The organism is Pseudomonas sp. AC252 (assembly GCF_979258105.1).
In genome coordinates, this window is sequence record NZ_OZ409837.1 from 5,786,364 (window position 1) to 5,807,838 (window position 21,475).

At 61.3% G+C, this 21,475-nt stretch carries 19 protein-coding genes and 1 pseudogene; 10 read left to right on the forward strand and 10 right to left on the reverse strand.

The features are described 5' to 3' along the window. Positions 1 to 241 precede the first annotated feature (241 nt). Both ACZZZ4_RS26265 and ACZZZ4_RS26270 read left to right on the forward strand, forming a co-directional pair. Positions 242 to 1,063 (forward strand): aldo/keto reductase, encoded by an 822-nt coding sequence (locus ACZZZ4_RS26265; RefSeq protein WP_463549173.1) that lies wholly within the window; start codon positions 242 to 244, stop codon positions 1,061 to 1,063. Positions 1,064 to 1,087: 24 nt separating this feature from the next. After that, positions 1,088 to 1,558, forward strand: coding sequence for a DUF1810 domain-containing protein (locus tag ACZZZ4_RS26270; RefSeq protein WP_463549174.1), 471 nt, complete (start codon positions 1,088 to 1,090; stop codon positions 1,556 to 1,558). On the opposite strand, the gene ACZZZ4_RS26275 is transcribed toward ACZZZ4_RS26270, so the two are convergent. Continuing rightward, complete coding sequence (locus ACZZZ4_RS26275) at positions 1,523 to 3,883, reverse strand: DNA polymerase II (RefSeq protein WP_463549175.1); 2,361 nt, start codon at positions 3,881 to 3,883, stop codon at positions 1,523 to 1,525. The two genes, ACZZZ4_RS26270 and ACZZZ4_RS26275, sit on opposite strands and share 36 nt — an antisense overlap. Before the next feature lie 301 nt (positions 3,884 to 4,184). On the opposite strand from ACZZZ4_RS26275, the gene ACZZZ4_RS26280 reads away from it, so the two are divergent. Beyond that, complete coding sequence (locus ACZZZ4_RS26280; RefSeq protein ID WP_039763416.1) at positions 4,185 to 4,625, forward strand: CBS domain-containing protein; 441 nt, start codon at positions 4,185 to 4,187, stop codon at positions 4,623 to 4,625. Positions 4,626 to 4,754: 129 nt separating this feature from the next. On the opposite strand, the gene ACZZZ4_RS26285 is transcribed toward ACZZZ4_RS26280, so the two are convergent. Then, on the reverse strand, positions 4,755 to 5,384 hold the full coding sequence (locus tag ACZZZ4_RS26285) for a glutathione S-transferase N-terminal domain-containing protein (RefSeq protein WP_463549176.1): 630 nt from the start codon (positions 5,382 to 5,384) through the stop codon (positions 4,755 to 4,757). A gap of 313 nt (positions 5,385 to 5,697) precedes the next feature. Here ACZZZ4_RS26285 and ACZZZ4_RS26290 point away from each other — a divergent pair, with 313 nt between their 5' ends. The 4 genes from ACZZZ4_RS26290 to ACZZZ4_RS26305 all read left to right on the forward strand — a co-directional run bounded on the left by ACZZZ4_RS26290 (position 5,698) and on the right by ACZZZ4_RS26305 (position 8,092). Continuing rightward, positions 5,698 to 6,219, forward strand: coding sequence for a DUF3455 domain-containing protein (locus ACZZZ4_RS26290; protein WP_016775383.1), 522 nt, complete (start codon positions 5,698 to 5,700; stop codon positions 6,217 to 6,219). Positions 6,220 to 6,380: 161 nt separating this feature from the next. Then, on the forward strand, positions 6,381 to 6,908 hold the full coding sequence (locus tag ACZZZ4_RS26295; RefSeq protein WP_463549177.1) for a sigma-70 family RNA polymerase sigma factor: 528 nt from the start codon (positions 6,381 to 6,383) through the stop codon (positions 6,906 to 6,908). Further along, positions 6,905 to 7,597, forward strand: a complete 693-nt coding sequence (locus tag ACZZZ4_RS26300) for an anti-sigma factor (RefSeq protein ID WP_415762013.1) — start codon at positions 6,905 to 6,907, stop codon at positions 7,595 to 7,597. The genes ACZZZ4_RS26295 and ACZZZ4_RS26300 overlap by 4 nt, the downstream gene beginning before the upstream one ends. A 132-nt stretch (positions 7,598 to 7,729) precedes the next feature. Continuing rightward, positions 7,730 to 8,092 carry a hypothetical protein gene (locus tag ACZZZ4_RS26305; RefSeq protein WP_463549178.1) on the forward strand — a complete coding sequence of 121 codons (363 nt, stop codon included), beginning with the start codon at positions 7,730 to 7,732 and terminating at the stop codon, positions 8,090 to 8,092. Between the two features lie 70 nt (positions 8,093 to 8,162). Here ACZZZ4_RS26305 and ACZZZ4_RS26310 read toward each other — a convergent pair whose 3' ends face one another. After that, positions 8,163 to 9,245 carry a DUF1615 domain-containing protein gene (locus tag ACZZZ4_RS26310; protein WP_463549179.1) on the reverse strand — a complete coding sequence of 361 codons (1,083 nt, stop codon included), beginning with the start codon at positions 9,243 to 9,245 and terminating at the stop codon, positions 8,163 to 8,165. Between the two features lie 268 nt (positions 9,246 to 9,513). Between ACZZZ4_RS26310 and ACZZZ4_RS26315 the strand changes: the two genes are divergently transcribed. Continuing rightward, positions 9,514 to 11,718 carry a TonB-dependent receptor gene (locus ACZZZ4_RS26315; protein ID WP_463549180.1) on the forward strand — a complete coding sequence of 735 codons (2,205 nt, stop codon included), beginning with the start codon at positions 9,514 to 9,516 and terminating at the stop codon, positions 11,716 to 11,718. Positions 11,719 to 11,919: 201 nt separating this feature from the next. Next, entirely contained in the window at positions 11,920 to 13,449 is a 1,530-nt protein-coding gene (locus ACZZZ4_RS26320; RefSeq protein ID WP_463549181.1) for an FAD-dependent oxidoreductase, read from the forward strand. A 124-nt stretch (positions 13,450 to 13,573) separates the two neighbouring features. Here the strand turns inward: ACZZZ4_RS26320 and hemB are convergent, their stop codons facing one another. Together hemB and ACZZZ4_RS26330 are read right to left on the reverse strand one after the other, a co-directional pair. Beyond that, entirely contained in the window at positions 13,574 to 14,548 is a 975-nt protein-coding gene (hemB, locus tag ACZZZ4_RS26325) for a porphobilinogen synthase (RefSeq protein WP_463549182.1), read from the reverse strand. Positions 14,549 to 14,794: 246 nt separating this feature from the next. Then, positions 14,795 to 15,493: a glutathione binding-like protein gene (locus ACZZZ4_RS26330; protein WP_463549183.1), complete on the reverse strand. Its 699-nt coding sequence runs from the start codon at positions 15,491 to 15,493 to the stop codon at positions 14,795 to 14,797. 283 nt (positions 15,494 to 15,776) lie between these two features. Here ACZZZ4_RS26330 and ACZZZ4_RS26335 point away from each other — a divergent pair, with 283 nt between their 5' ends. Further along, a complete protein-coding gene (locus tag ACZZZ4_RS26335; RefSeq protein ID WP_039763430.1) occupies positions 15,777 to 16,451 on the forward strand; it encodes a hypothetical protein in 675 nt (224 codons plus the stop codon). A 134-nt stretch (positions 16,452 to 16,585) separates the two neighbouring features. Here ACZZZ4_RS26335 and mnmH read toward each other — a convergent pair whose 3' ends face one another. The 5 genes and pseudogenes from mnmH to ACZZZ4_RS26360 all read right to left on the reverse strand — a co-directional run bounded on the left by mnmH (position 16,586) and on the right by ACZZZ4_RS26360 (position 21,331). Beyond that, a complete protein-coding gene (mnmH, locus tag ACZZZ4_RS26340) occupies positions 16,586 to 17,689 on the reverse strand; it encodes a tRNA 2-selenouridine(34) synthase MnmH (RefSeq protein ID WP_415762007.1) in 1,104 nt (367 codons plus the stop codon). After that, a pseudogene (selD, locus tag ACZZZ4_RS26345) lies at positions 17,689 to 18,722 on the reverse strand (selenide, water dikinase SelD). The gene mnmH and the pseudogene selD overlap by 1 nt, the downstream one beginning before the upstream one ends. 173 nt (positions 18,723 to 18,895) lie before the next feature. Further along, entirely contained in the window at positions 18,896 to 19,525 is a 630-nt protein-coding gene (locus tag ACZZZ4_RS26350) for a hypothetical protein (protein WP_463549184.1), read from the reverse strand. Positions 19,526 to 20,169: 644 nt separating this feature from the next. Next, positions 20,170 to 21,126, reverse strand: a complete 957-nt coding sequence (locus tag ACZZZ4_RS26355; protein WP_463549185.1) for a quinone oxidoreductase family protein — start codon at positions 21,124 to 21,126, stop codon at positions 20,170 to 20,172. Positions 21,127 to 21,157: 31 nt separating this feature from the next. Continuing rightward, entirely contained in the window at positions 21,158 to 21,331 is a 174-nt protein-coding gene (locus ACZZZ4_RS26360; RefSeq protein WP_073471384.1) for a DUF1427 family protein, read from the reverse strand. Positions 21,332 to 21,475: the final 144 nt, after the last annotated feature.

Consider the following 21,475-nt stretch of genomic DNA (forward strand, 5'->3'; position numbering starts at 1 on the left):
GGGATTCATCCCCGTTGGGCTGCGAAGCAGCCCCGATCCTGCAACACGCGTTGTAACAGAAAGCGTTCTATTGCAGGTTTTTGGGGCTGCTTCGCAGCCCAGCGGGGATAAATCCCCTCACCACACAATCCCCTCGCCACAATTGATCCGGTTTCATCCTTGACTCCCCCTTCCTTATGGGAACCCTTGCTCTATCCTGCTGCCCACTAAAGATATCGACTCTTTAAGCCTGGAGGTTTGAATGCGTACCCTTGAGTTGGCCGGCGTGCGGGTTCCCGTAATTGGCCAGGGCACCTGGCGCATGGGCGAGGATCGCTCGGCGCACAGCCGTGAAGTGGCGGCACTGCGCACCGGCATCGAGCTGGGCATGAGCCTGATCGACACCGCAGAGATGTATGCCGAGGGCGGTGCCGAAACGGTGGTCGGCGAAGCCATCGCCGGTCAGCGCGACAAGGTCTTTCTGGTCAGCAAGGTCTACCCGCACAACGCCAGCCGCCAGGGCATCCCGCAAGCCTGCGAGCGCAGTTTGCGTCGGCTCGGCACTGACTACATCGATCTGTATCTGCTGCACTGGCGCGGTCAGTATCCGCTGGAGGAAACCGTCGAAGCCTTCGAACGCCTGCGCGAGGACGGCAAAATCGGCCGTTGGGGCGTGTCGAATTTCGATGTCGACGATCTCGAAGAACTGTCCAGCTCGGCCTGCGCCACCAATCAGGTGCTGTACAACCTCGAGGAGCGCGGCATCGAATTCGATTTGCTGCCGTGGTGCCAGCATCAGCGCCTGCCGCTGATGGCTTATTGTCCGATCGGCCAGGGCGGCGCGATGCTCGCCGAGCCGGTTCTGCAGGACATTGCCAGGCGCTACAACGCTACCCCGGCGCAGATTTCACTGGCGTGGCTCCTGCGTCAGGACGGCGTGATTGCGATTCCCAAGGCTGTGCGCCCGGAGCATGTGCAACTCAATGCCGAGGCGGCGCAGCTGCAACTGGACGCCGGGGATCTGGCGGCGCTGGACAAGGTGTTCCCGGCGCCACAACGCAAGCAGCGGCTGGCGATGGTCTGAGCTGCCGACTGCGAGGGCTTCGCCATGAGAAGCACAGATCTGCACGACCCGTACAACCTGCAACGTTTTGTCCAGGCACAGGACCCGGTGTTCGAACGGGTCCAGCGTGAACTCGAAACGGGCCACAAGCGCAGCCACTGGATGTGGTTCGTCTTTCCGCAATTCGCCGGATTGGGCGGCAGTGAAATGGCCCGCCACTTTGCGATTGGTTCAGCCGAGGAAGCCCAGGCCTACCTGGCCGACGAACTGCTCGGGGCGCGGCTGCGCACCTGCACGCAACTGGTCCTGAATGTGTCGCAGCGTTCGATAGCAGAAATTTTCGGCCATCCCGATGACCTTAAATTTCATTCTTCAATGACCCTGTTCGCCCAGTTCAGCGCCGAGGACAGTCTGTTCCATCAGGCGCTGGAGCGTTACTTCCACGGCATTCTCGATGAGTGGACGCTGCAATTGCTCGACTCAAAACAGGCCCAATTGCCCACCGATCAGGGTTGAGAAGTCGTCGTCGACAAACGGCAGAATCGCATCCGCCACCGGTTGCAGCTGGCGGGTGATGTAGTGGTCGTAGTCGATGGCGGCGCGGCGTACCTCCAGCGGCTCCGGGCCGGCCAGGGTGATGACGTAGCTGATCCAGCCGCCGTTCTGATACTGCCGGGGCCGACCCTGCTCGGCGTTGTAGTCATCGGCCAGCCGCGCCGCGCGGACGTGCGGCGGCACGTTGCGTTCGTAATCGTCGAGGGTACGGCGCAGGCGCTTGCGATAGATCAGCCGATCATCGAACTCGCCAGCGAGGGTCTTGCGCACGTAGTCGCGGACGTATTCCTGATACGGCTTGCGCTGAAAAATCCGCTCATACAGCTCTTGCTGAAACTGGCGGGCCAGCAGCGACCAGTCGGTGCGCACGGTTTCCAGGCCTTTGTAGACCATCTCCTCGCTGCCATCGGCGCGGGTGACGAGTCCGGCGTAGCGCTTCTTGCTGCCCTCCTCCGCGCCGCGAATGGTTGGCATCAGGAAGCGCTTGTAGTGAATCTCGAACTGCAATTCCAACGCGCTGTGCAGCCCGTATTCCTCGCGCACATGCGCGCGCCACCAATCGTTGACGTGCTTGACCAGCGCATGGCCGATCTGCGCTGCTTCTTCCTGACCGTGCAGACTGCGCAGCCAGACAAAGGTTGAATCGGTGTCGCCGTAAATCACCGCGTGGCCCTGCTCTTCGATCAACTGGCGAGTGCGCAGCATGATTTCGTGGCCGCGCAAGGTGATCGACGAGGCCAGCCGGGTATCGAAAAACCGGCAACCGCTGGAGCCGAGCACGCCATAGAAGGCGTTCATGATGATTTTCAGCGCCTGAGACAGCGGCGCGTTGTGCTCGCGTTTGGCGGTCTCGCGCCCTTCGGCCACTCGCGCCACGATGGACGGCAGACAATGGCGGGTGCGCGAGAAGCGTGCGCCACGAAAACCCGCTACCGAGTCAGCGTCGTCCGGGTGTTGCAGGCCCTCGATCAAGCCCACCGGGTCGATCAGAAAGGTGCGAATGATCGACGGGTAGAGGCTCTTGTAATCGAGGACCAACACCGATTCGTAAAGCCCCGGTCGTGAATCCATGACAAACCCGCCGGGGCTGGCCTGCGGTGGATTGGTGCCCAGATTCGGCGCAACAAAGCCTTGGCGATGCATCAACGGCATGTACAAATGGGTGAACGCGGCGACCGAACCGCCGCTGCGGTCGGCCGGCAAACCGGTAACGCTGGCGCGTTCGAGCAAAAACGTCAGCAGTTCGGTCTTGGCGAAAATCCGCGTAACCAGCTCGCAGTCTTTGAGGTTGTATTTGGCCAGCGCCAGTTTGTCCTCGGCGAACATGCGATTGATCTCGTCCATGCGCTGGTACGGGTTGTTGATCGCCTTGCCTTCGCCGAGCAGGGTCTGCGCGACGTTTTCCAGGCTGAACGAGGGGAAACTCCAGGTCGCCGAACGCAACGACTCGATGCCATCGATGATCAGCCGCCCCGCTGCCGAGGCGAAATAGTGATTACGGCTGCCGTGCTCGCGCCATTGCATTTCTTCGCCGCCACGGCCGATTTTCAGCGGCACGCCGAGGCGTCGCGCGTGTTCGTGAAGGATGCGCAAATCGAACTGGACGACGTTCCAGCCAATGATCGCGTCGGGGTCGTGGCGGGCGAACCAGTCGTTGAGTTTCTTCAGAATGAGCGTGCGCGAATCGCAGTATTCGAGGTCGAAATCGACAATGCTGGCGTCGCCGTTCGGCGCGCCGAGCATGTACACCTGGCGCTCGCCGCAGCCTTCCAGCGCAATCGAATACAGCTCGCCGTTTTCGGTGGTCTCGATGTCGAGCGAGACCAGACGCAGTTTCGGCCGGTAGCCGGGATCAGGTTTCAACTGGGCGTTGACCAATACGCCGTCAGCACCCGGCGTACCGCCGAACAGCACGGGCGCGGTGATGAAGCGCTCCATCAGATAGCGTTCCGGCGGGCGCACGTCGGCTTCAAAGACGTCGACTCCGGCGCGGTTGAGCGCGGTTTCGAGGCGCATCAACTGGCCGTGCTGCTGGCAATACAGGCCGAGCACCGGACGATGCTGGAAATCCTGCAGCGCCAACGGTCGCAGCTCGACATTGTTTTCGTCGTGCAACAGCCGCTCGGCCGCATCTCGCTGTGCGGCGGGAATAAACGCGACCGACGGCTGATGCGCCAGCCGTACGCGGCGCGGCCCGGCGTCCGTCGCCAGCCAGAACTCGACTTCGGTGCCGGCCGGCGTATCGCGCCAATGCCGGGTCAGGACGAAGCCCTGCTGTAAATCCACCACTGCGACCTCAACGTTTCAATCAGAACGCCATTCTACGCAGCATTTGTGGCGAGGGATTTATCTGTGGCGAGGGGATTTATCCCCGCTGGCCGCGAAGCGGCCCCGCTTTTAATGAAAGGGCCTGCTGCGCAGGCCAACGGGGATGAATCCCCTAACCACAGACGCTTCATTTACCGATAAAAAGATGTTTTTTCCGGCAAATGGCGTTTTTTGCACGCTAACTGCCGCTTTGCCACCTTGCCCTGCGCGGCTACGTCTACGATGCTTGATGAACAACGACAACACCTGAGTAACCGCCATGAAGACCGTCGCCCAACTGCTCAAGCTCAAAGATCAGAAAAATCAGGAAGTGCACCAGATCAAACCCGATCACATGGTGCTCGAAGCGCTGATGAAGATGGCCGAGAAAAACGTCGGCGCCTTGCTGGTGGTCGAAGACGACAAAGTGGTCGGCATCATCAGCGAGCGCGACTATGCACGCAAACTGGTGCTGCACGGGCGCTCTTCGGTCGGTACGCCAGTGCGCGACATCATGGTCAAGGACGTGATTACCGTGGACACTCGGCAAACCGTCGATACTTGCCTTGGGATCATGTCGGACAGACGCCTGCGCCACTTGCCGGTGGTCGAAGACGGCCAGTTGATTGGCCTGCTGTCGATCGGCGACCTGGTGAAGGAAGCGATTGCTGAACAGGCCGAGCTGATCAAACAGCTGGAGCAGTATATTCGCGGGGAGTAAATTCCGGTCTTCCGCTCATACTTGACCCTGTGGGAGCGGGCTTGCTCGCGAATGCGGTGGGTCAGTCAATACATCATTGGCTGACAAACTGCTTTCGCGAGCAAGCCCGCTCCCACAGGGGATCCATTGTCAGCCCTGAGACGGCCAATGCCGCTCAAACACCGGTGCCAGCACCGGGTGCCGGTCGATCCTTTGCAGCCAAGCATAAAAGCCCGGGCGGGTCTGGCGCAGGTGTTCGCGGCTGCCGGCCCAGCGGCTCACCACGGCCGCCAGCACATCCAGCGCGCCGGGCGTTTCGTCATCCAGATACAGCTCGCCGGCAAACTGATCGGCAAACACCTCCCAACTGAAGTGCAGGCGCTGGCGCGTGCCGGCGATCAGGTTTTGCCGTGCGGTTTCGTCAGGCGTGCTCAGCCAGCGCTCGGGGTAATCGATGATGCCGACTGCTGCGTAGCAATTGCTGATGATATAGGCGAGGCCGCGAATCGCCTGATCACGATCGGCAGCCTTGCTCGGCAACAGGCCGGACTTGGGAAACGTCAGGCCCAGGTGAATCAGGATCGCCGCACTTTCGGTCATGGCACTGCCGTCCGGCAGTTGCAAGGTCGGTATCTGTTTCAGCGGATTGAGTTTGCCCAACGCCTCGTCGGCTTCGGCGCTGGCTTCGGTATCAATGAAGCGGTAAGCGATCTGGCACAACTCCAGCGCTGCCTCGATGGCAGCCGCGCCGGAATTCTTGTGCCCGTAGAGCTGGTACATGTCCGATTCCCCCGATAAGGCCTCTGCACAGGGTAGATGGCTGGCTTGTTTGCTGTAGAAAATTCTGTCAAATAATCGTTCACGCCAGATGCAAAACCTTGTGGAAGCGAGCCTGCTCGCGAATGCGGTACATCAGTCACATAAGTGCTGACTGACCCGACGCTTTCGCGAGCAGGCTCGCTCCCACAGGTTTGATCTTTGTGTTTGAAATTTATTTTTCCGGCACTGCATCCAATCGCCTCCGCCAGGGGTAGTCCCTGTAACAGCCCACTCTGGTGCTGTCAGCGCTCTACCCTTTTCGGAGAATCATCGGATGAACATCACCCAGCTGATTGGCTTCACCGGTTTGCTCGCCTTCACCGCGACCACCTTCGCCCAGAGCAGTTACCCCGACGCGATCAAGGTGCCGGACGGGCACAAGATTGCCCTGGAAACCACCGGGGTCGGCGAGATCACCTACGAATGCCGCGACAAGCCCAATATGGCCGGGCAGACCGAGTGGACCTTTGTCGGCCCGAAAGCGGTGCTCAATGATCGCAGCGGCAAACAGGTCGGCACCTATTTCGGCCCGCCAGCGACCTGGCAAGCCAAGGACGGTTCGAAAGTCACCGGCACACAATTGGCCGTGGCCCCATCGAGCCCGGGCAACCTGCCCTATCAACTGGTCAAGGCCAATCCGGCCGAGGGCAAAGGCGCGATGACCGGGGTCAGCTACATCCAGCGTGTCGCGCTCAAGGGCGGCGTGGCGCCGGGCAGTGAATGCACCATGGCGAACAAGGGCAAGCAGGAAGTGGTGAAGTACCAGGCGGATTATATTTTCTGGGCGGCGAACTGATATCCGGAAGCAGTGCACAATCCTGTGGGAGCGAGCCTGCTCGCGAAGACGGAGTGTCAGTCGCCTTATTACTTTCTGACCCACCACCTTCGCGAGCAGGCTCGCTCCCACAGGGAACAATGCGTCTGGATGTTTGGGAAATGTGAGCTAGATTGCACCCCATGCCTTTAGCCGAATCCGTTTTCGATTACGAAGCCCGCCTCGCTGCCTGCGCCCGGGGCGAGCGCGTGGCTTTGCGCGATTTGTATGTGCAGGAAGGCCCGCGCCTGCTCGGTGTGGCCAAGCGGCTGGTGCGCGATACGGCGCTGGCGGAGGACATTGTGCATGAGGCGTTCATCAAGATCTGGAACGGCGCCGCCGGGTTCGACCCGGCACGCGGTTCGGCGCGGGGCTGGATGTTCAGCGTGACCCGGCATCTAGCCTTGAATCAGTTGCGCAAGCAAAGTCGGGAAACGCCGTTCAGCGAAGAACATGAGTCAGCGGCGCCTGATGAGCTGGCCGATATTCACTCGGCACGCATTCATCGCTGCCTCGAGCAACTGGAACCGCAGCGGCGCAGCTGCATCCTCCACGCTTACGTCGACGGTTACAGCCACGCGCAGATTTCCGCGCGCCTCGACACGCCGCTGGGCACGGTCAAGGCGTGGATCAAGCGCAGCCTCAATGCTTTGCGGGAGTGCATGGGATGACCGGCGAATCAGCGCAGGAACGGGATGAACTGGCCGGCGAATATGTGCTCGGTACCTTGTCGTTCGAGCAGCGCAGCGAGGTGCAACGGCGCCTGGCAAACGATCCCGAATTGCGCGCGGCGGTGGATGCCTGGGAGCGGCGCCTGCTGGAGCTGACCGATCTGGCCGAACCTCAGCAACCGTCGGCGCAGCTATGGCCTCGCATCGAACGCAGTCTCGAACGGCTGACGGTGAAGAAACCGCTGACCTCGTGGTGGAACCTGCTGCCGCTGTGGCGCGGTTTGAGTGCGGCCGGGCTGGCGGCGACGTTGATCCTCGGCACCATGCTGCTGACCCAGACAGCACCGAAACCGAGTTATCTGGTGGTGCTGGTGGCGCCGCAGGACAAGGCCCCGGGCTGGGTGATTCAGGCCAGCAATGCGCGGGAGATCCAGTTGATTCCGCTGGGCGTAGTCGAGGTACCGGCGGACAAGGCGCTGGAGTTCTGGACCAAGGCTGACGGCTGGTCGGGGCCGGTGTCATTGGGCTTGGTCAAGCCGGGACAGGCTTTGTCGGTACCGCTGGATAAACTGCCGCCGTTGCAACCGAACCAGCTGTTTGAGCTGACGCTGGAAGGCGCCAACGGCTCGCCGATCGGCAAACCGACCGGGCCGATTCAGGCGATCGGGCGTGCGGTGAAGGTGCTCTGAGGCTCTGCTACGCGGTTGTCCGCAACCATCATCGACGTCGATGTTCACCATCACGGCAATGAAGTTCTCATAAAAAATTCCGGGCGTAACATCAGCTCCATACCAACCAACAACACCCCGGAGCACACCATCATGAAACGCCAGACTCTCCTCAGCATTGCTTTCTCGGTTTTCGCAGTTAACGCTTTCGCCGCCACCCCGGCGCACACCATGATCGCCGAAGGCGGCTCGGACAAACTGATCGAAAGCCGTCTGGCTGAAGGTGGTTCGGATCGCCTGATCGAACGCCGTGTAGCCGAAGGTGGCGCTGATCGCCTGATCGAACGTCGCGTTGCCGAAGGTGGTTCCGATCGTCTGATCGAACGTCGCGTTGCCGAGGGTGGCGCTGATCGCCTGATCGAACGCCGTGTTGCCGAAGGTGGCTCGGATCGTCTGATCGAACGTCGCGTTGCAGAAGGCGGTTCGGATCGTCTGATCGAACGCCGTGTTGCCTGATGCATGACTGCAAGCGCAACACCGCAGAGAAACCCGGCTCCCGCAGCCGGGTTTTTTATGTCTGCGTGTTTTATCCGGCCTTGGCCATGCAGCGCTTGTAGCGCTCGTCCACGCGCTTGGCGAACCAGGCTGTAGTGAGTTTGCGGGTGATCTTCGGACTCTGCAGCACAATCCCCGGCAATACCGCGCGCGGTAACGCCTTGCCTTCGGCTTGCTCCGCCAGTTCGAACACGCGCTGATAGAGTTTGCTCTCTTCGAATTCCAGGGTTTTGCCCTTCTCCAGTTGATCGCGAATCGTCGGGTTGCGCATGCCCAGCGACTTGCCGAGGGTGCGCACCGCCAGTTCGGTACTGCCGGGCATGATCGAGTCGTAGCGAATCAGGTCGCCGTCCAGGGTCAGCGGGATGCCGGAAGCGCGGCTGACCGCATTCTGAAACGCGGCATTGCGACTGGCGTACCAGCCGGCGTTGAAATCGGCGAAGCGATACAGCGGCTCGCGGTAATTCACCGGGTAGCCGAGTAAGTGGGCGATGCCGAAATACATGCCGCCGCGCCGACTGAACACTTCACGGCGGATCGTGCCGTCCACCGGGTACGGGTAATCCTTGGCGTGCTCCTCGGCAAATTCGATGCTGACCTGCATCGGCCCGCCGGTGTGCACCGGGTTGAAGCCACCGAACAGCGTGCGGCCCATCGGCACCATGCCGATAAAGTCATCGAAAACTGCGCTCAGCTCCTTTTCACTGCGCGCCGCATTCAGGCGTTCGCTGTAGCTCTTGCCGTTGGGCGAGCGCACTTGCAGAGCGCCGCTGACCAACAGGCTGGGGATGTGCACCTTGGCGGCTCGGCGATCGATTTCGTCACGAGCGATCTTGCCCAGACCGGGCACCGTCGGGTCGGCCTGGAAAGTCGACTCCTGCTCGGCCACGGCGAGTACCGAACACAGATTCTGCGTGGTGGTGTTGATGCCTTGCGCGGCGAACGCGGCGTAAATGTCCGTGGCCCAGCCTTCGCGGTCAGCGGTTTTCGCCGGTAGCAGGCGGACGATTTCCGCCTTCACTTCAGCCGGCGGGCGCGGCGCCGGTTCGTTGCTGCGCTGGCTGGCGCAACCGGCGAGCAGCAGCAAGGCGCCGAGAGTAATGAGTAATCGCATGTTGCTCCATCCAGTCAAATTAGCCAGACCACCATACACAACCCGCGTAGGAGCTGCCGCAGGCTGCGATCTTTTGATCTTGAGATTGACCTTGATCTGCAAAAAGCAGGATCAAAAGATCGCAGCCTTCGGCAGCTCCTACGGAATGACAAACTGATTGCAAAACGTTACTGCGAAACCCTATCATTTGCGCCTGGAGTCGCATTAGCGCAAGGAGTTCCGCGCCGCCCTTATTTTTTCATTGGCCGTTCGCCTCCAGGTATCCGACATGCCCGCTTCAGCTCGACTCGGCGCTCCGTTCCGCCCGACTTTGCTTGCCCTGCTGTGCTCCCTGACCGTCACCGCCCACGCCGCTGAAGACAACAGCAAAGCGCTGGTGCTCGAAGACGTCAACGTCAATGCCCAGGCCCCTGCGCCCAACGCCCTGCCCCCGGTCTACGCTGGCGGTCAGGTCGCGCGCGGCGGTCAGCTGGGCGTGCTCGGCAATCAAGACATGATGGACGTACCGTTCAGCGCAGCGTCCTACACCGAGCAGCTGATCCAGGACCAGCAGGCGGAAAACGTCGCCGATGTGCTGCTTAACGATTCCTCGGTGCGTCAGGCCTCGGGTTTCTCCAACCAGGCGCAGGTCTTCATGATTCGCGGCCTGCCGCTCAACGGCGACGACATTTCCTATAACGGCCTGTACGGCGTGTTGCCCCGGCAGATCATTTCCACCGATGCGCTGGAGCGCGTGGAAGTGTTCAAGGGCCCGAACGCTTTCATCAACGGTGTAACCCCGACCGGTTCCGGCATCGGCGGCGGCGTCAACCTGCAACCCAAGCGTGCCGGCGACGTGCCGCTGCGCCGTTACACCACCGACATCAACAGCGAAGGCCGCATCGGTCATCACTTCGACATCGGCCAGCGTTTCGGCGAAGACAACCGCTTCGGCGCGCGGGTCAACCTGTCGCAGCGCGAAGGCGACACCGGCATCGATCACGAAAACCAGCGCTCGAAACTGTTCGCCATCGGCCTGGATTACCGCGGCGATGCGCTGCGGGTTTCCGGGGACTTTGCCTATCAGAAGGAGCGCGTCAACGGTGGCCGCAGCTCGGTCAACCTCGGCACCGCCACGCACATCCCGGACACGCCATCGGCCGACACCAACTACGCGCCGAAATGGGGTTACACCGATATCGAAGACACCTTCGGCATGCTCCGCGCCGAGTACGACCTCAACGACAACTGGACCGCCTACGCCGCCGGTGGCGCCAAGCACACCCGTGAAGTCGGCCGCTACAACTCGACCACGCTGGTCGGCAACAGCGGCGCCTCGTTCACCACTGGCTCGTTCGTCCCGCATGATGAGGACAACACCAGCGTCATGGCCGGTCTCAACGGCAAGTTCAACACCGGCCCGGTCAGCCACAAGCTGAATTTCGGCCTGACCGGGATCTGGGCTGAGCAGCGCAGTGCCTATGACTTCGACCTGACCCGCTACTCCAACAACATCTACCATCCGATCACCACTCCCGCACCGGTCGGTAACTTCGCCGGTGGCGATCTCAACGATCCGGGCATCATCGGCAAGACATTCAACCGCAGCGTCGCAATCTCTGACACCCTCGGGTTCTTCGACGATCGCCTGCTGGTCACCGCTGGCCTGCGTCGTCAGCAACTGGTGGTGCAGGGTTACAGCTACGCCAGCTACGGTAGCGGCCCGCGCTCGTCGAGCTACGACGAGTCGATCACCACGCCGGTGTACGGCATCGTGTTCAAGCCGTGGGAGCATGTTTCGTTCTACGCCAACCACATCGAAGGTCTGGCCCAAGGGCCGACCTCGCCGACCAGCTCCGGCGGTTTCCGCGTGACCAATGGCAACGAGGTTTACGCACCGAAGCGCTCCAAGCAGACCGAGCTGGGCGTGAAAGTCGACATGGGCACCTACGGCGCGAGTCTGGGTGTTTACCGCATCGAACAACCAAGCGACGGCTACTGCGAAATCAACAGCGCCACCACTTGTACCTACGTGCGTGAAGGCGAGCAGATCAACAAAGGTGTGGAAATGAACGTGTTCGGCGAGCCGATCGACGGCCTGCGCCTGATCAGCGGCCTGACCCTGATGGACACCGAACTGAAAAACACCCTCAACGGCGCCAACGACGGCAACCACGCCATCGGCGTGCCGACCTTCCAGTTCAACGCTGGCGTGGATTGGGACGTGCCGGGCCTGCAAGGCGTTGCGCTGAATGCGCGGATGCTGCGCACCGGCGGGCAATACGCCGATGCCGCGAACAACCTCAGCCTGCCGACGTGGAACCGCTTCGACGCCGGCGCGCGTTATGCATTCAAGGTGTCGGAGAAGGACGTGACCGTGCGGTTCGGCGTTGAAAACGTGGCGAACAAGAAATACTGGGAGTCGGCCCAGGGCGGCTACCTGACCCAGGGCGAACCGCGAGTGGCGAAGTTGTCGGGGACGATCGACTTCTAAGCGTCATCGCGTCGTAAAAAGGCCCCGCAGCTTCACAGTTGCGGGGCCTTTCTGGTTTTTGTGGTGCTTGATCCGGCTTCTTCGCGAGCAGGCTCGCTCCCACACCGGAATGCGCTCCCTGTGGGAGCGAGCCTGCTCGCGAAGAGGCCGGAACTGGCGACCTGATCCATACTTGCTGCACAGCCACAAGAGGACAGCCCCATGAACCGCAGCGACGTGCTGATCATCGGCGCCGGCCCGACCGGTCTGGTCCTGGCCCTGTGGCTGAGCAAACTCGGCGTGCGCGTGCGCATCATCGACAAGACCTCGGCACCCGGCACCACTTCCCGCGCGCTGGCGGTGCAGGCACGCACCCTCGAGCTCTACCGCCAACTCGACCTCACCGACACCATCGTGCGTCGCGGCCATCAGGTTGCGGCGGCGAATTTCTGGGTCAACGGCAAAGCGGTCGCGCAGTTGCCGCTCAAGCTCATCGGCGAAGGCTTGACGCCCTACGCCTTCGTCGAAATTTTCCCGCAGGACGAGCACGAACGGCTGCTGCTCGAGCGTCTGGAAGACTACGGCGTCAGCGTCGAGCGCAATACCGCACTGGACAGCTTCGAAGAAACCGGCGACACCCTCACCGCCCATCTGCGCCTGCCCGATGGCCGCCAGGAAGTCTGTCAGGCCTGTTATCTGGCCGGTTGCGACGGTGCGCGTTCGGTGGTGCGAAAAACCCTCGACACCGACTTTCCCGGCGGTACCTATCAGCAGATTTTCTACGTCGCCGACGTCACGGCCAGCGGCCCGGCGCTGAATGGCGAGCTGCATCTGGACCTCGACGAAGCGGATTTTCTCGCGGTGTTCCCGCTGGCCGGCGCAGGCCGTGCGCGGTTGATCGGCACGGTGCGTGATGAACGCGCCGAGCGCGCCGACACCCTGCAATTTTCCGACGTCAGCAGCCGCGCCATTGAACACCTGAAAGTGCATATCGAAGACGTCCACTGGTTCTCCACCTACCGCGTGCATCACCGGGTGGCGGAGCACTTTCGCAGCGGTCGGGCGTTTCTGCTAGGCGATGCCGCCCACGTACACAGTCCGGCCGGTGGCCAGGGTATGAACACCGGCATCGGCGATGCGATCAATCTGGCGTGGAAACTTGCCGCCGTGCTCAGTGGTAGCGCCGAACCGAGGCTGCTCGACACCTACGAAACCGAGCGCATCGCCTTCGCTCGCCGCCTGGTGTCCACCACCGACAAGGTGTTCAGTTTCGTCACCGCCGAGGGGCGCATGGCCGACCTGCTACGGATGCGTGTGGCGCCGTTTCTGATACCGAAAATGGCCTCGTTCGAAGCCAGCCGCGAGTTCCTGTTTCGCACGGTCTCGCAGGTCACCCTAAACTATCGCGGCATGCCGCTGAGCCAGGGCGAAGCGGGCCACGTGCACGGCGGTGACCGCTTGCCGTGGGCGCATGATGGCGAGGGAGATAACTTCGAGCCGCTACGGCAGCCGTGCTGGCAGGTGCATGTCTACGGCGACACCAGCGACGAAATGATCGCCTGGTGCAACGAACATCACTTGCCGCTGCATGTGTTCGACTGGCGACCGGCGTTTGAAACGGCGGGATTGGGGCGCAACGGGTTTTATCTGTTGCGGCCGGATACTTATGTGGCGGTGGCGGATAACAGTGCCGATCCAAGGGTGATCGAACGCTACTTCCGCGATCACGGCATCCGCCCGTTCTTCAACTGACAAACCACCCTTCAACTGTGGGAGCGGGCTTGCTCGCGAAGGCGGTGTGTCAGTGCCAGATGCGCTGCCTGACAGTCCGCATTCGCGAGCAAGCCCGCTCCCACAGTTGCATTTGCAGCGTTGATTAAATTCCCGCCAACGCCAGATCCATCGCAAAGTAAGTGAAGATCAGATCCGCCCCGGCACGCTTGATTGCGCCAAGGCTTTCGCGCACCACGCGATCTTCATCGATCGCCCCGGCCTGGGCGCCGAACTTGATCATCGCGTACTCGCCGCTGACCTGATATGCCGCCAATGGCAGGTTCGAAGCCTGGCGAATGTCGCGGATGATATCGAGGTAGGCGCCAGCCGGCTTGACCATCAGCGCATCGGCGCCTTCCTGCTCATCGAGCAGCGATTCGCGCAAGGCTTCGCGGCGATTCATCGGGTTCATCTGATAGCTTTTGCGATCGCCCTTGAGCGCGCTGCCGCCGGCCTCGCGGAACGGGCCATACAGCGCCGAGGCGAATTTGGTCGAATAGGCCATGATCGGAATCTGCGTGAAGCCAGCGGCGTCCAGCGCCTGGCGAATCGCGCGCACCTGGCCGTCCATTGCTGCCGACGGTGCGATCACGTCAGCCCCGGCGCGGGCGGCGGCCACGGCTTGCTTGCCGAGGTTGATCAGAGTCTGGTCGTTGTCGACTTCGTGGTTGTGCATCACGCCGCAATGGCCATGATCGGTGTACTCGCAGAAGCAGGTGTCGGACATCACGATCATGTCCGGCACGGCGTCCTTGGCAATGCGCGACATGCGCGACACCAGCCCGTCTTCGCGCCAGGTGTCGCTGCCGTTGGCATCCAGATGATGGGACACGCCAAAGGTCATCACCGACTTGATGCCGGCACGGGCATAGCGCTCGATTTCGCTGGCCAGTTTGCGCTCGGGAATGCGCTGCACGCCTGGCATGCTGGTGATCGGCACGAAGTCGTCGATGTCTTCCTCGACGAAAATCGGCAGGACCAGATCGTTGAGGCTGAACTCGGTTTCCTGGAACAGACTGCGCAGGCTCGCATTGCGGCGCAGACGGCGGGGACGTGCTTCGGGGAACTGACTGGACATGGGGCCTTTCCTGAAAACAGCGGGTGAGACGAAAGTCGTAGGGGGCGAAGCTTATGCCTTGCGGCGGGTGCGGGACAAACCTGGATCAATCAAGAGAGCGTTACCGGGTACGCAATAATCTCTTTGCAGCAACACACATCCCTATGGGAGCGGGCTTGCTCGCGAAAGCAGTGGGTCAGCAACAGATGCGTCAACTGACGGGATGCTTTCGCGAGCAAGCCCGCTCCCGCAGGGGGATGTGTGTTGTCAGGAGGGGATGGTCAGGCCGCGGATTACGGCTGGGCGGGCGAGGAATTTCTCCAGCACGCGCGTGACATTCGGGAAGTTCTCAATGCCCACCAGATCTCCGGCTTCATAAAACCCGATCAAGTTACGCACCCACGGGAACGTGGCGATGTCGGCGATGGTGTAGCGCTCGCCCATGATCCAGTCGCGGCCTTCGAGGCGGGTGTTGAGTACGTTCAACAGACGTTTGCTCTCCTCGACATAACGATCACGCGGGCGCTTGTCCTCGTAATCCTTGCCGGCGAATTTGTTGAAGAAACCGAGCTGGCCGAACATCGGGCCGATGCCGCCCATCTGCCACATCAGCCATTGGATGGTCTCGTAGCGCAGCGCGCCTTCCTGAGCGAGCAACTGGACGCTCTTGTCGGCGAGATAAATCAGGATCGCGCCGGATTCGAACAGCGGCAGCGGCTGGTCTTCCGGGCCATGCGGATCGAGGATCGCCGGAATCTTGTTGTTCGGATTGAGCGAGAGAAACTCTGCCGAGGTCTGGTCGTTGGTGTCGAAACCGACGCGGTGCGGCTCGTACGGCAGGCCGATCTCTTCGAGCATGATCGACACTTTGACGCCATTCGGGGTCGGCAGGGAGTAGAGCTGAATCCAGTCAGGGTACTGCGCCGGCCATTTCTGAGTAATCGGGAATGCAGACAGATCGGTCATTGGAAGCATCCAGTCACAAATTGAAAACCGATCATAAAGTAGGCCTGCCGCCGCGCCTACACGAACCGTAACATCCTGTCGCTAACCTGCCCGCATGCCCGCAAAGGTTGCCGTTAGAGTGCTGCGCACTGGCCCGGATCGAACCAAACGGGCATTACAGGACTCTGAGCTATGCCTTTCTCGCAGAGGAAGCTGTTCACGACAGGGAAACACCCGGTGCTGGGAGCCCGCGGTGCCAAGGTTTGTCAGCCTTAACCGATTTTGCTGAAGAACCCTCGAATTGATGACGAACCTGATGAGTTTCGCCAAACGCTTCAAACATCGCGCGTACGTGGCTCTGCCCTCCCTGCTGGCAGTCAGCGCGCTTTTTCTCTCGCTTGAGTCCAGTGAAAGCCGCGCACAACCGGCGGACGGCACGCAGACGCTGGTGTTCCTGCGCCACGCGGAAAAGCCCGAAGGCGGCCTCGGCCAGCTCAACTGCCAAGGCCTGAACCGCGCCATCGACCTGTCGACCCTGCTGCCGGAAAAATTCGGCAAGGCTGATTACGTGTTCGCCGCCAACCCGACGCGCAATGTCGAGGAAGGCGAACTGGACAACTCCTACAGCTATATTCGTCCGCTGATGACCATCAGCCCGGCCGCGATCAAGCTCGGCCTGCCGGTGAACATCGAATTCTCCGCCAACGACACCAGCGATCTGGCCCGCGAGCTGCTGGACGAGAAGTACCACAACTCGACGATCTACACCGCCTGGTCTCACGGTTATCTGCCGGAGCTGATCAACAAGGTCGCCGGCAATGCGGTGGGCGAGCGGCAGAAGATCACCGATGACTGGGCCGGCGATGACTTCGACTCGCTGTATGTGCTGACCCTGAAGTGGCACAACGGCAAGGCCAGTCTGCAGAGTCATAGCTACAAACAGGGGCTGGATAACGGCAAGGACACTTGCCCGACCTGAGTTCTGTATTGCCTGACCCGGCCCTATCGCTGGCAAACCAGCTCCCACAGGTATGAGGGTGTGTATGAATTACCTGTACACCCACAATACCTGTGGGAGCGGGCTTGCCCGCGATGGGGCCAGCGATAATGCCTTCAAACCCTCTGGCTCACCCTCGCACGTAAATACTCGATCACCGCCCCCCGCTCCCCGGCAAACTCGATCCGCCCGCCCTTCTTCTCGCGCTGGAACACATACATCGGGTCGTAATACTCGCGCAGCAAACCCTCGATCCAGCCGCGATGCAGCTCCACCGCACCGCTGCGGCCCTGCTCGGCCAGCGCCTGCTCCATCAACACCAGCATCCGCGAATGGCGCTCACCGCCGAGGCGTTTCTGTACGTTGTTGAGGCTTTCCAGCAGACGTTCGGAAAACAAGGCAAAACCGTTTTCGCCGTGCAGCGAGGCGAACTCCGCCGATAGATCGATGACGTAATCACGCAGGATCCGTTCGACACGATCCTCGAAACGATCTTCCAGCCAGACCATCGGGTACTGTTGCATGCCCTGATACAGCGGCAACGGCAAGGCGCAACTGCCGACCACACGGCTCTCGTCTTCGAGCACAAACTGCTCGATCCCGGCATCGCGTTTCTTCAGAAAGTCGATGGCCAGGCGATTCTCGAAATCGATGTTCGACGGCTGCCCGGTGGCACGTTTGCCGAAACTGGAGCCGCGATGGTTGGCGTGGCCTTCCAGATCGACACCGTTGCGCAATTGCACCAGCACTTCGGTCTTGCCGGTGCCGGTCATGCCGCCGAGCAAAACGAAATCACACTGCGCGATGGCTTGCTCAAGGGCATCGATCAAAAAACTGCGCATCGCCTTGTAGCCGCCGCCGACACGCGGATAGTCGATGCCCGCCTCGTCGCGCAGCCACTGCTGGGTGATCTGCGAGCGCAAACCACCGCGAAAACAATACAGGTAGCCATCGGGATGGGCCCGGGCAAAATCGGCCCAGGCCTGGATGCGCTCGGCCTTGACTGCGCCAGACACCAGTTGATGGCCCAGCTCGATTGCCGCCTGCTGGCCATGCTGCTTGTAGCAGGTGCCGATCTTCTGCCGCTCCAGATCGTTCATCAGCGGCAGATTGACCACGCCGGGGAACGCGCCTTTGTGAAACTCGACCGGCGCGCGGGCATCCATCATTGGCCGGTCGTTGAGGAAAATATCGCGGTAGTCGGTGCAGTCGCGGAGCATCAAATCACCTCGACCGCGTTCGTCTGTCGCTCAACCAGTTCGCCGATCGGCGCAAGGTTCAGACCCAGTTCGGCGGCGACGCCGAGGAACTCGTCATTGCCTTCAGGCGTGACCGCAATCAGCAGACCGCCGCTGGTCTGCGGATCGCACAGCACACGTTTGTGCAACTCCTGCACGCGGCCGACCTTGCTCGAATAGCTGTCGAAGTTGCGCAGCGTACCGCCCGGCACGCAGCCCTGATCGAGGTAGTACTCGACGCTGTCCAGACGCGGCACGCGGTCGTAGGCGATACGCGCGGTCAACTGGCTGCCATCGGCCATTTCCACCAGATGCCCGAGCAGGCCGAAACCGGTGACATCGGTCATCGCGGTGACGCCGGCGAGTTTGCCGAAACGGCTGCCGGGCTTGTTCAGGGTGCACATCCAGTCACGGGCGACACCGACGTCGGCGGCGCGCAACTTGCCCTTCTTTTCCGCGGTGGTGAGGATGCCGATGCCCAACGGTTTGGTCAGGTACAACAGGCAACCGGCGGTAGCGGTGTCGTTGCGCTTCATGTGGCGCTTTTCCACAAGCCCGGTGACGGCGAGGCCGAAGATCGGCTCCGGCGCATCGATCGAATGCCCCCCGCCAGCGGAATGCCCGCCGCGTCGCACACCGAGCGACCGCCACGAATCACTTCCCGGGCCACTTCCGGCGCCAGCACATTCACCGGCCAGCCGAGGATCGCGATCGCCATCAACGGATCGCCACCCATCGCGTAGATGTCGCTGATCGCATTGGTCGCGGCGATGCGGCCGAAGTCGAACGGGTCATCGACAATCGGCATGAAAAAATCGGTGGTCGACACCACCCCGCGCTCGGCATCTATCTCATACACCGCCGCGTCATCGCGCGAGGCATTGCCGACCCAGAGTTTCGGATCGAGGTTCTGTGCACCGCTGCCGGCGAGGATCACTTCCAGCACCTGTGGGGAAATCTTGCAGCCACAACCGGCGCCATGGCTGTATTGGGTCAGACGAATCGGCTCGCTCATGGGAGAGTCTCTGGCAATGAATGGGGCGGATTCTAGCAGAGCGCGAGCGCGCAGATTTTTGTGCTGACCGAGCGGCCCCCTTCGCTAGCAGGCTCGCTCCCACATTTGCAGCGTGGCCTCCTGTGGGAGCGAGCCCGCTCGCGAAAGCAATCGAACCTGCCTGCACCGTCCAGTCAGCCCCGCCTGCCAACCTCAGCGAAAATCTGCGTAATCGGCCGATGCGGCTGGCGCTTGTGCATCCGCCGCACTTGTTCACTCAGTCGCAACAGCTCTTCACTGGGCTTGGCCCATTGCTCTTTCGGCAATGGCTCGGACCAGGCACGCATGACTTCCGGCAACGCCTGCTTGCCGATTCTTTCCAGACGCCGCACTTCCCATTCGACCAAGCGATTGGGAATCGTCCATAAAGTCATGACGTGATACAGGTACCAAAAGAACCCCGACAGCCGCGAGCGCCGGCCTTCACGGATCTGCTGATGCATCCGCGCGCGGGCGTTACGGAAAGTGTGCAGGCCTTCGTGAGGCGGGTCGCCCGGGCCTTGCAGGTCTTGCAGGTCCTGGATCGATTTGAGGTCGTTGACCTCGTACTCCATGTAGCCACGAATCGCCTCCCAATGGCTGATCGCGAGCTCCAGGCCGGCGCATTGGAATTCCTGGCTTATGAGGGTTTCACCTTGGTAGAAACCGATGCCCATGCCGTATTGGCGGTGGATGCCGAACTGGGTGGCGCCCTTGGCTTCGATGATCCACGCGGAAAGCGATTCCCATGGGATGAAGACTGGTTCGGTGGCGCCTTCGGGCATGAAGCAGACTTCGCGGCGTTGGCGGTTGAAGCGGGTTGGGATGAGGGAGAGGCGTTTTTTGTGAGCGTGGTGCCAGACGCCGAGGCCAATAAGAAGGATCAAGGGGCCGCAAATTGATTGGTTCTCGTAACCCGCTTCGAACACACCAACCATTGATTCCCAAATGGCCCCGTTTCCATAGCCAAAAATAATGCCTAGTAACCCTGTAACTAAAGGAAATAAAACGATAATCATAAAGGCGCCTGCGGTTGGCCCACCGAAAATTAGCTGCCACGTAAATACCTCTGGCAATCCCGAAGTCCATGTATCCGTCGTTTAACTCTCCGATATGAGGCCCATAAGGCGGCATTGCTGTAGGTAATGGCAACGGTGCGAGATAGGTAATTCTTCCGCTTGGGAACGGCTCTACATCGCCCGGTCTTTTAATCACCTCACTTTGCGCATCAACAAGAGGCTCATTGTGATTATTCAGCATGGTCGGCCCATTCGAGGTATTGAGTTTCTACCAGCAGTACCGGAGGGTTTTCCTTGACCGACCCGGTAGCAACAACTGAAAAATGGCCACCACCCCGAGGGTCTCCCACCTCGGCCAAGATCAACCGAAACATCCGCATCCAGCGCGCTCCCACAGGGGTTTGCGTGAGTCAGGGCAGTAAGATGATCTTGTCGCCACCGCCCTGATTGACCTCTTCATAGCGCGCCAGCCCTTCAGCCAGCGGCACCTCCACCAAGCCCTGCGGCAGCGGCAAGCGATCCTCATCGAAGAACCGCCCGAACTGCTCGAGCATCGCCGCGCACGCTTCAACGCCATACAACAAGGAGTTGATGCCGACCACCGAGCCGCCCTTGCGATACAGCGCCAGCGCCGGCAATTGCACGTGGCCGTCGACCGGCGCGGCGATGATGGCGATGCGGCCGAAGGTGGCCAGTGCGGCGACCGAGGCCGGCAGCCAGAAACCGGTGGTGTCGAAGATCACATCGGCGCCGCCGCGATACACCGCGTTGACCTGGGCACCGAGGTCTTCTGGCTTATCCAGTTGAATCGTCTGATAGCTTTGCTTCTGCAGATCGGCGACCTGCTCGGGCCGGCGCGCCGCCGCCAGCAATTGCGCGCCGCGCACTTTTGCCAGGGCCAAAGCCGCCGTGGCCACCGCCCCGCCGCCGATCACCAGTAAACGCGTGTCGGCGCTGACCAGGCTGCGCTCCAGCGCATCCCACGCCGTGGTGTACGGCACGCCAAGGCTGGCCGCCTGAGCGAAACTCAGATGCGCCGGTTTGTGCGCCACGCCGCTGGCCGGCAGTTTGACGAACTGCGCATGGGCGCCGTCGGTGAAAAAGCCCAGCTCGCGCCCGGTGCCCCAGACTTCCTGACCGATCATTGCTTGCGGCCCCTCGACCACCACCCCGGCAAAATCCCGCCCCGGAACCCGTGGCAGCGTGGTGTAAGGGAAACGCCCGAGGACGTTTTTCACATCGCTGGGATTGAGGCCGGCAGCCTTGATCTGCACCAGCACTTCATCGGCGCCGGGCACCGGGGTTGGAACGTCGACGAAACGCAGGGAAGACAGGTCGCCGGTCTGATCGAATTGCAACGCTTTCATGGGCACATCCACCGAAAGGAAAAAGGGAAATTCAGGACAACCAGCCAGCAACCAGTTGCCGGCCCAACGGCCACAACTGCTCACCGGCCAACATGCCGAGCAGACCGACCAGCGCGATGGCCGGTGGTGCGGGAGAACGGAAATCGAGCGCGCCATACAGCAGGCCGACGCCCAGGCCGATGGCCAGAGAAATGAGGTAGTTCATGGGGGAACTCCGCCGCGATAAGTGATGGGCAGAGTCTAGGGAAACGGGCGGAGCGGTATCGGCCAAGGACTTCTGAATTTCGGACAAAAACCCCAATTCACAAAGAACCTTGTGGGAGCTGGCTTGCCAGCGATAGCGGTGGGT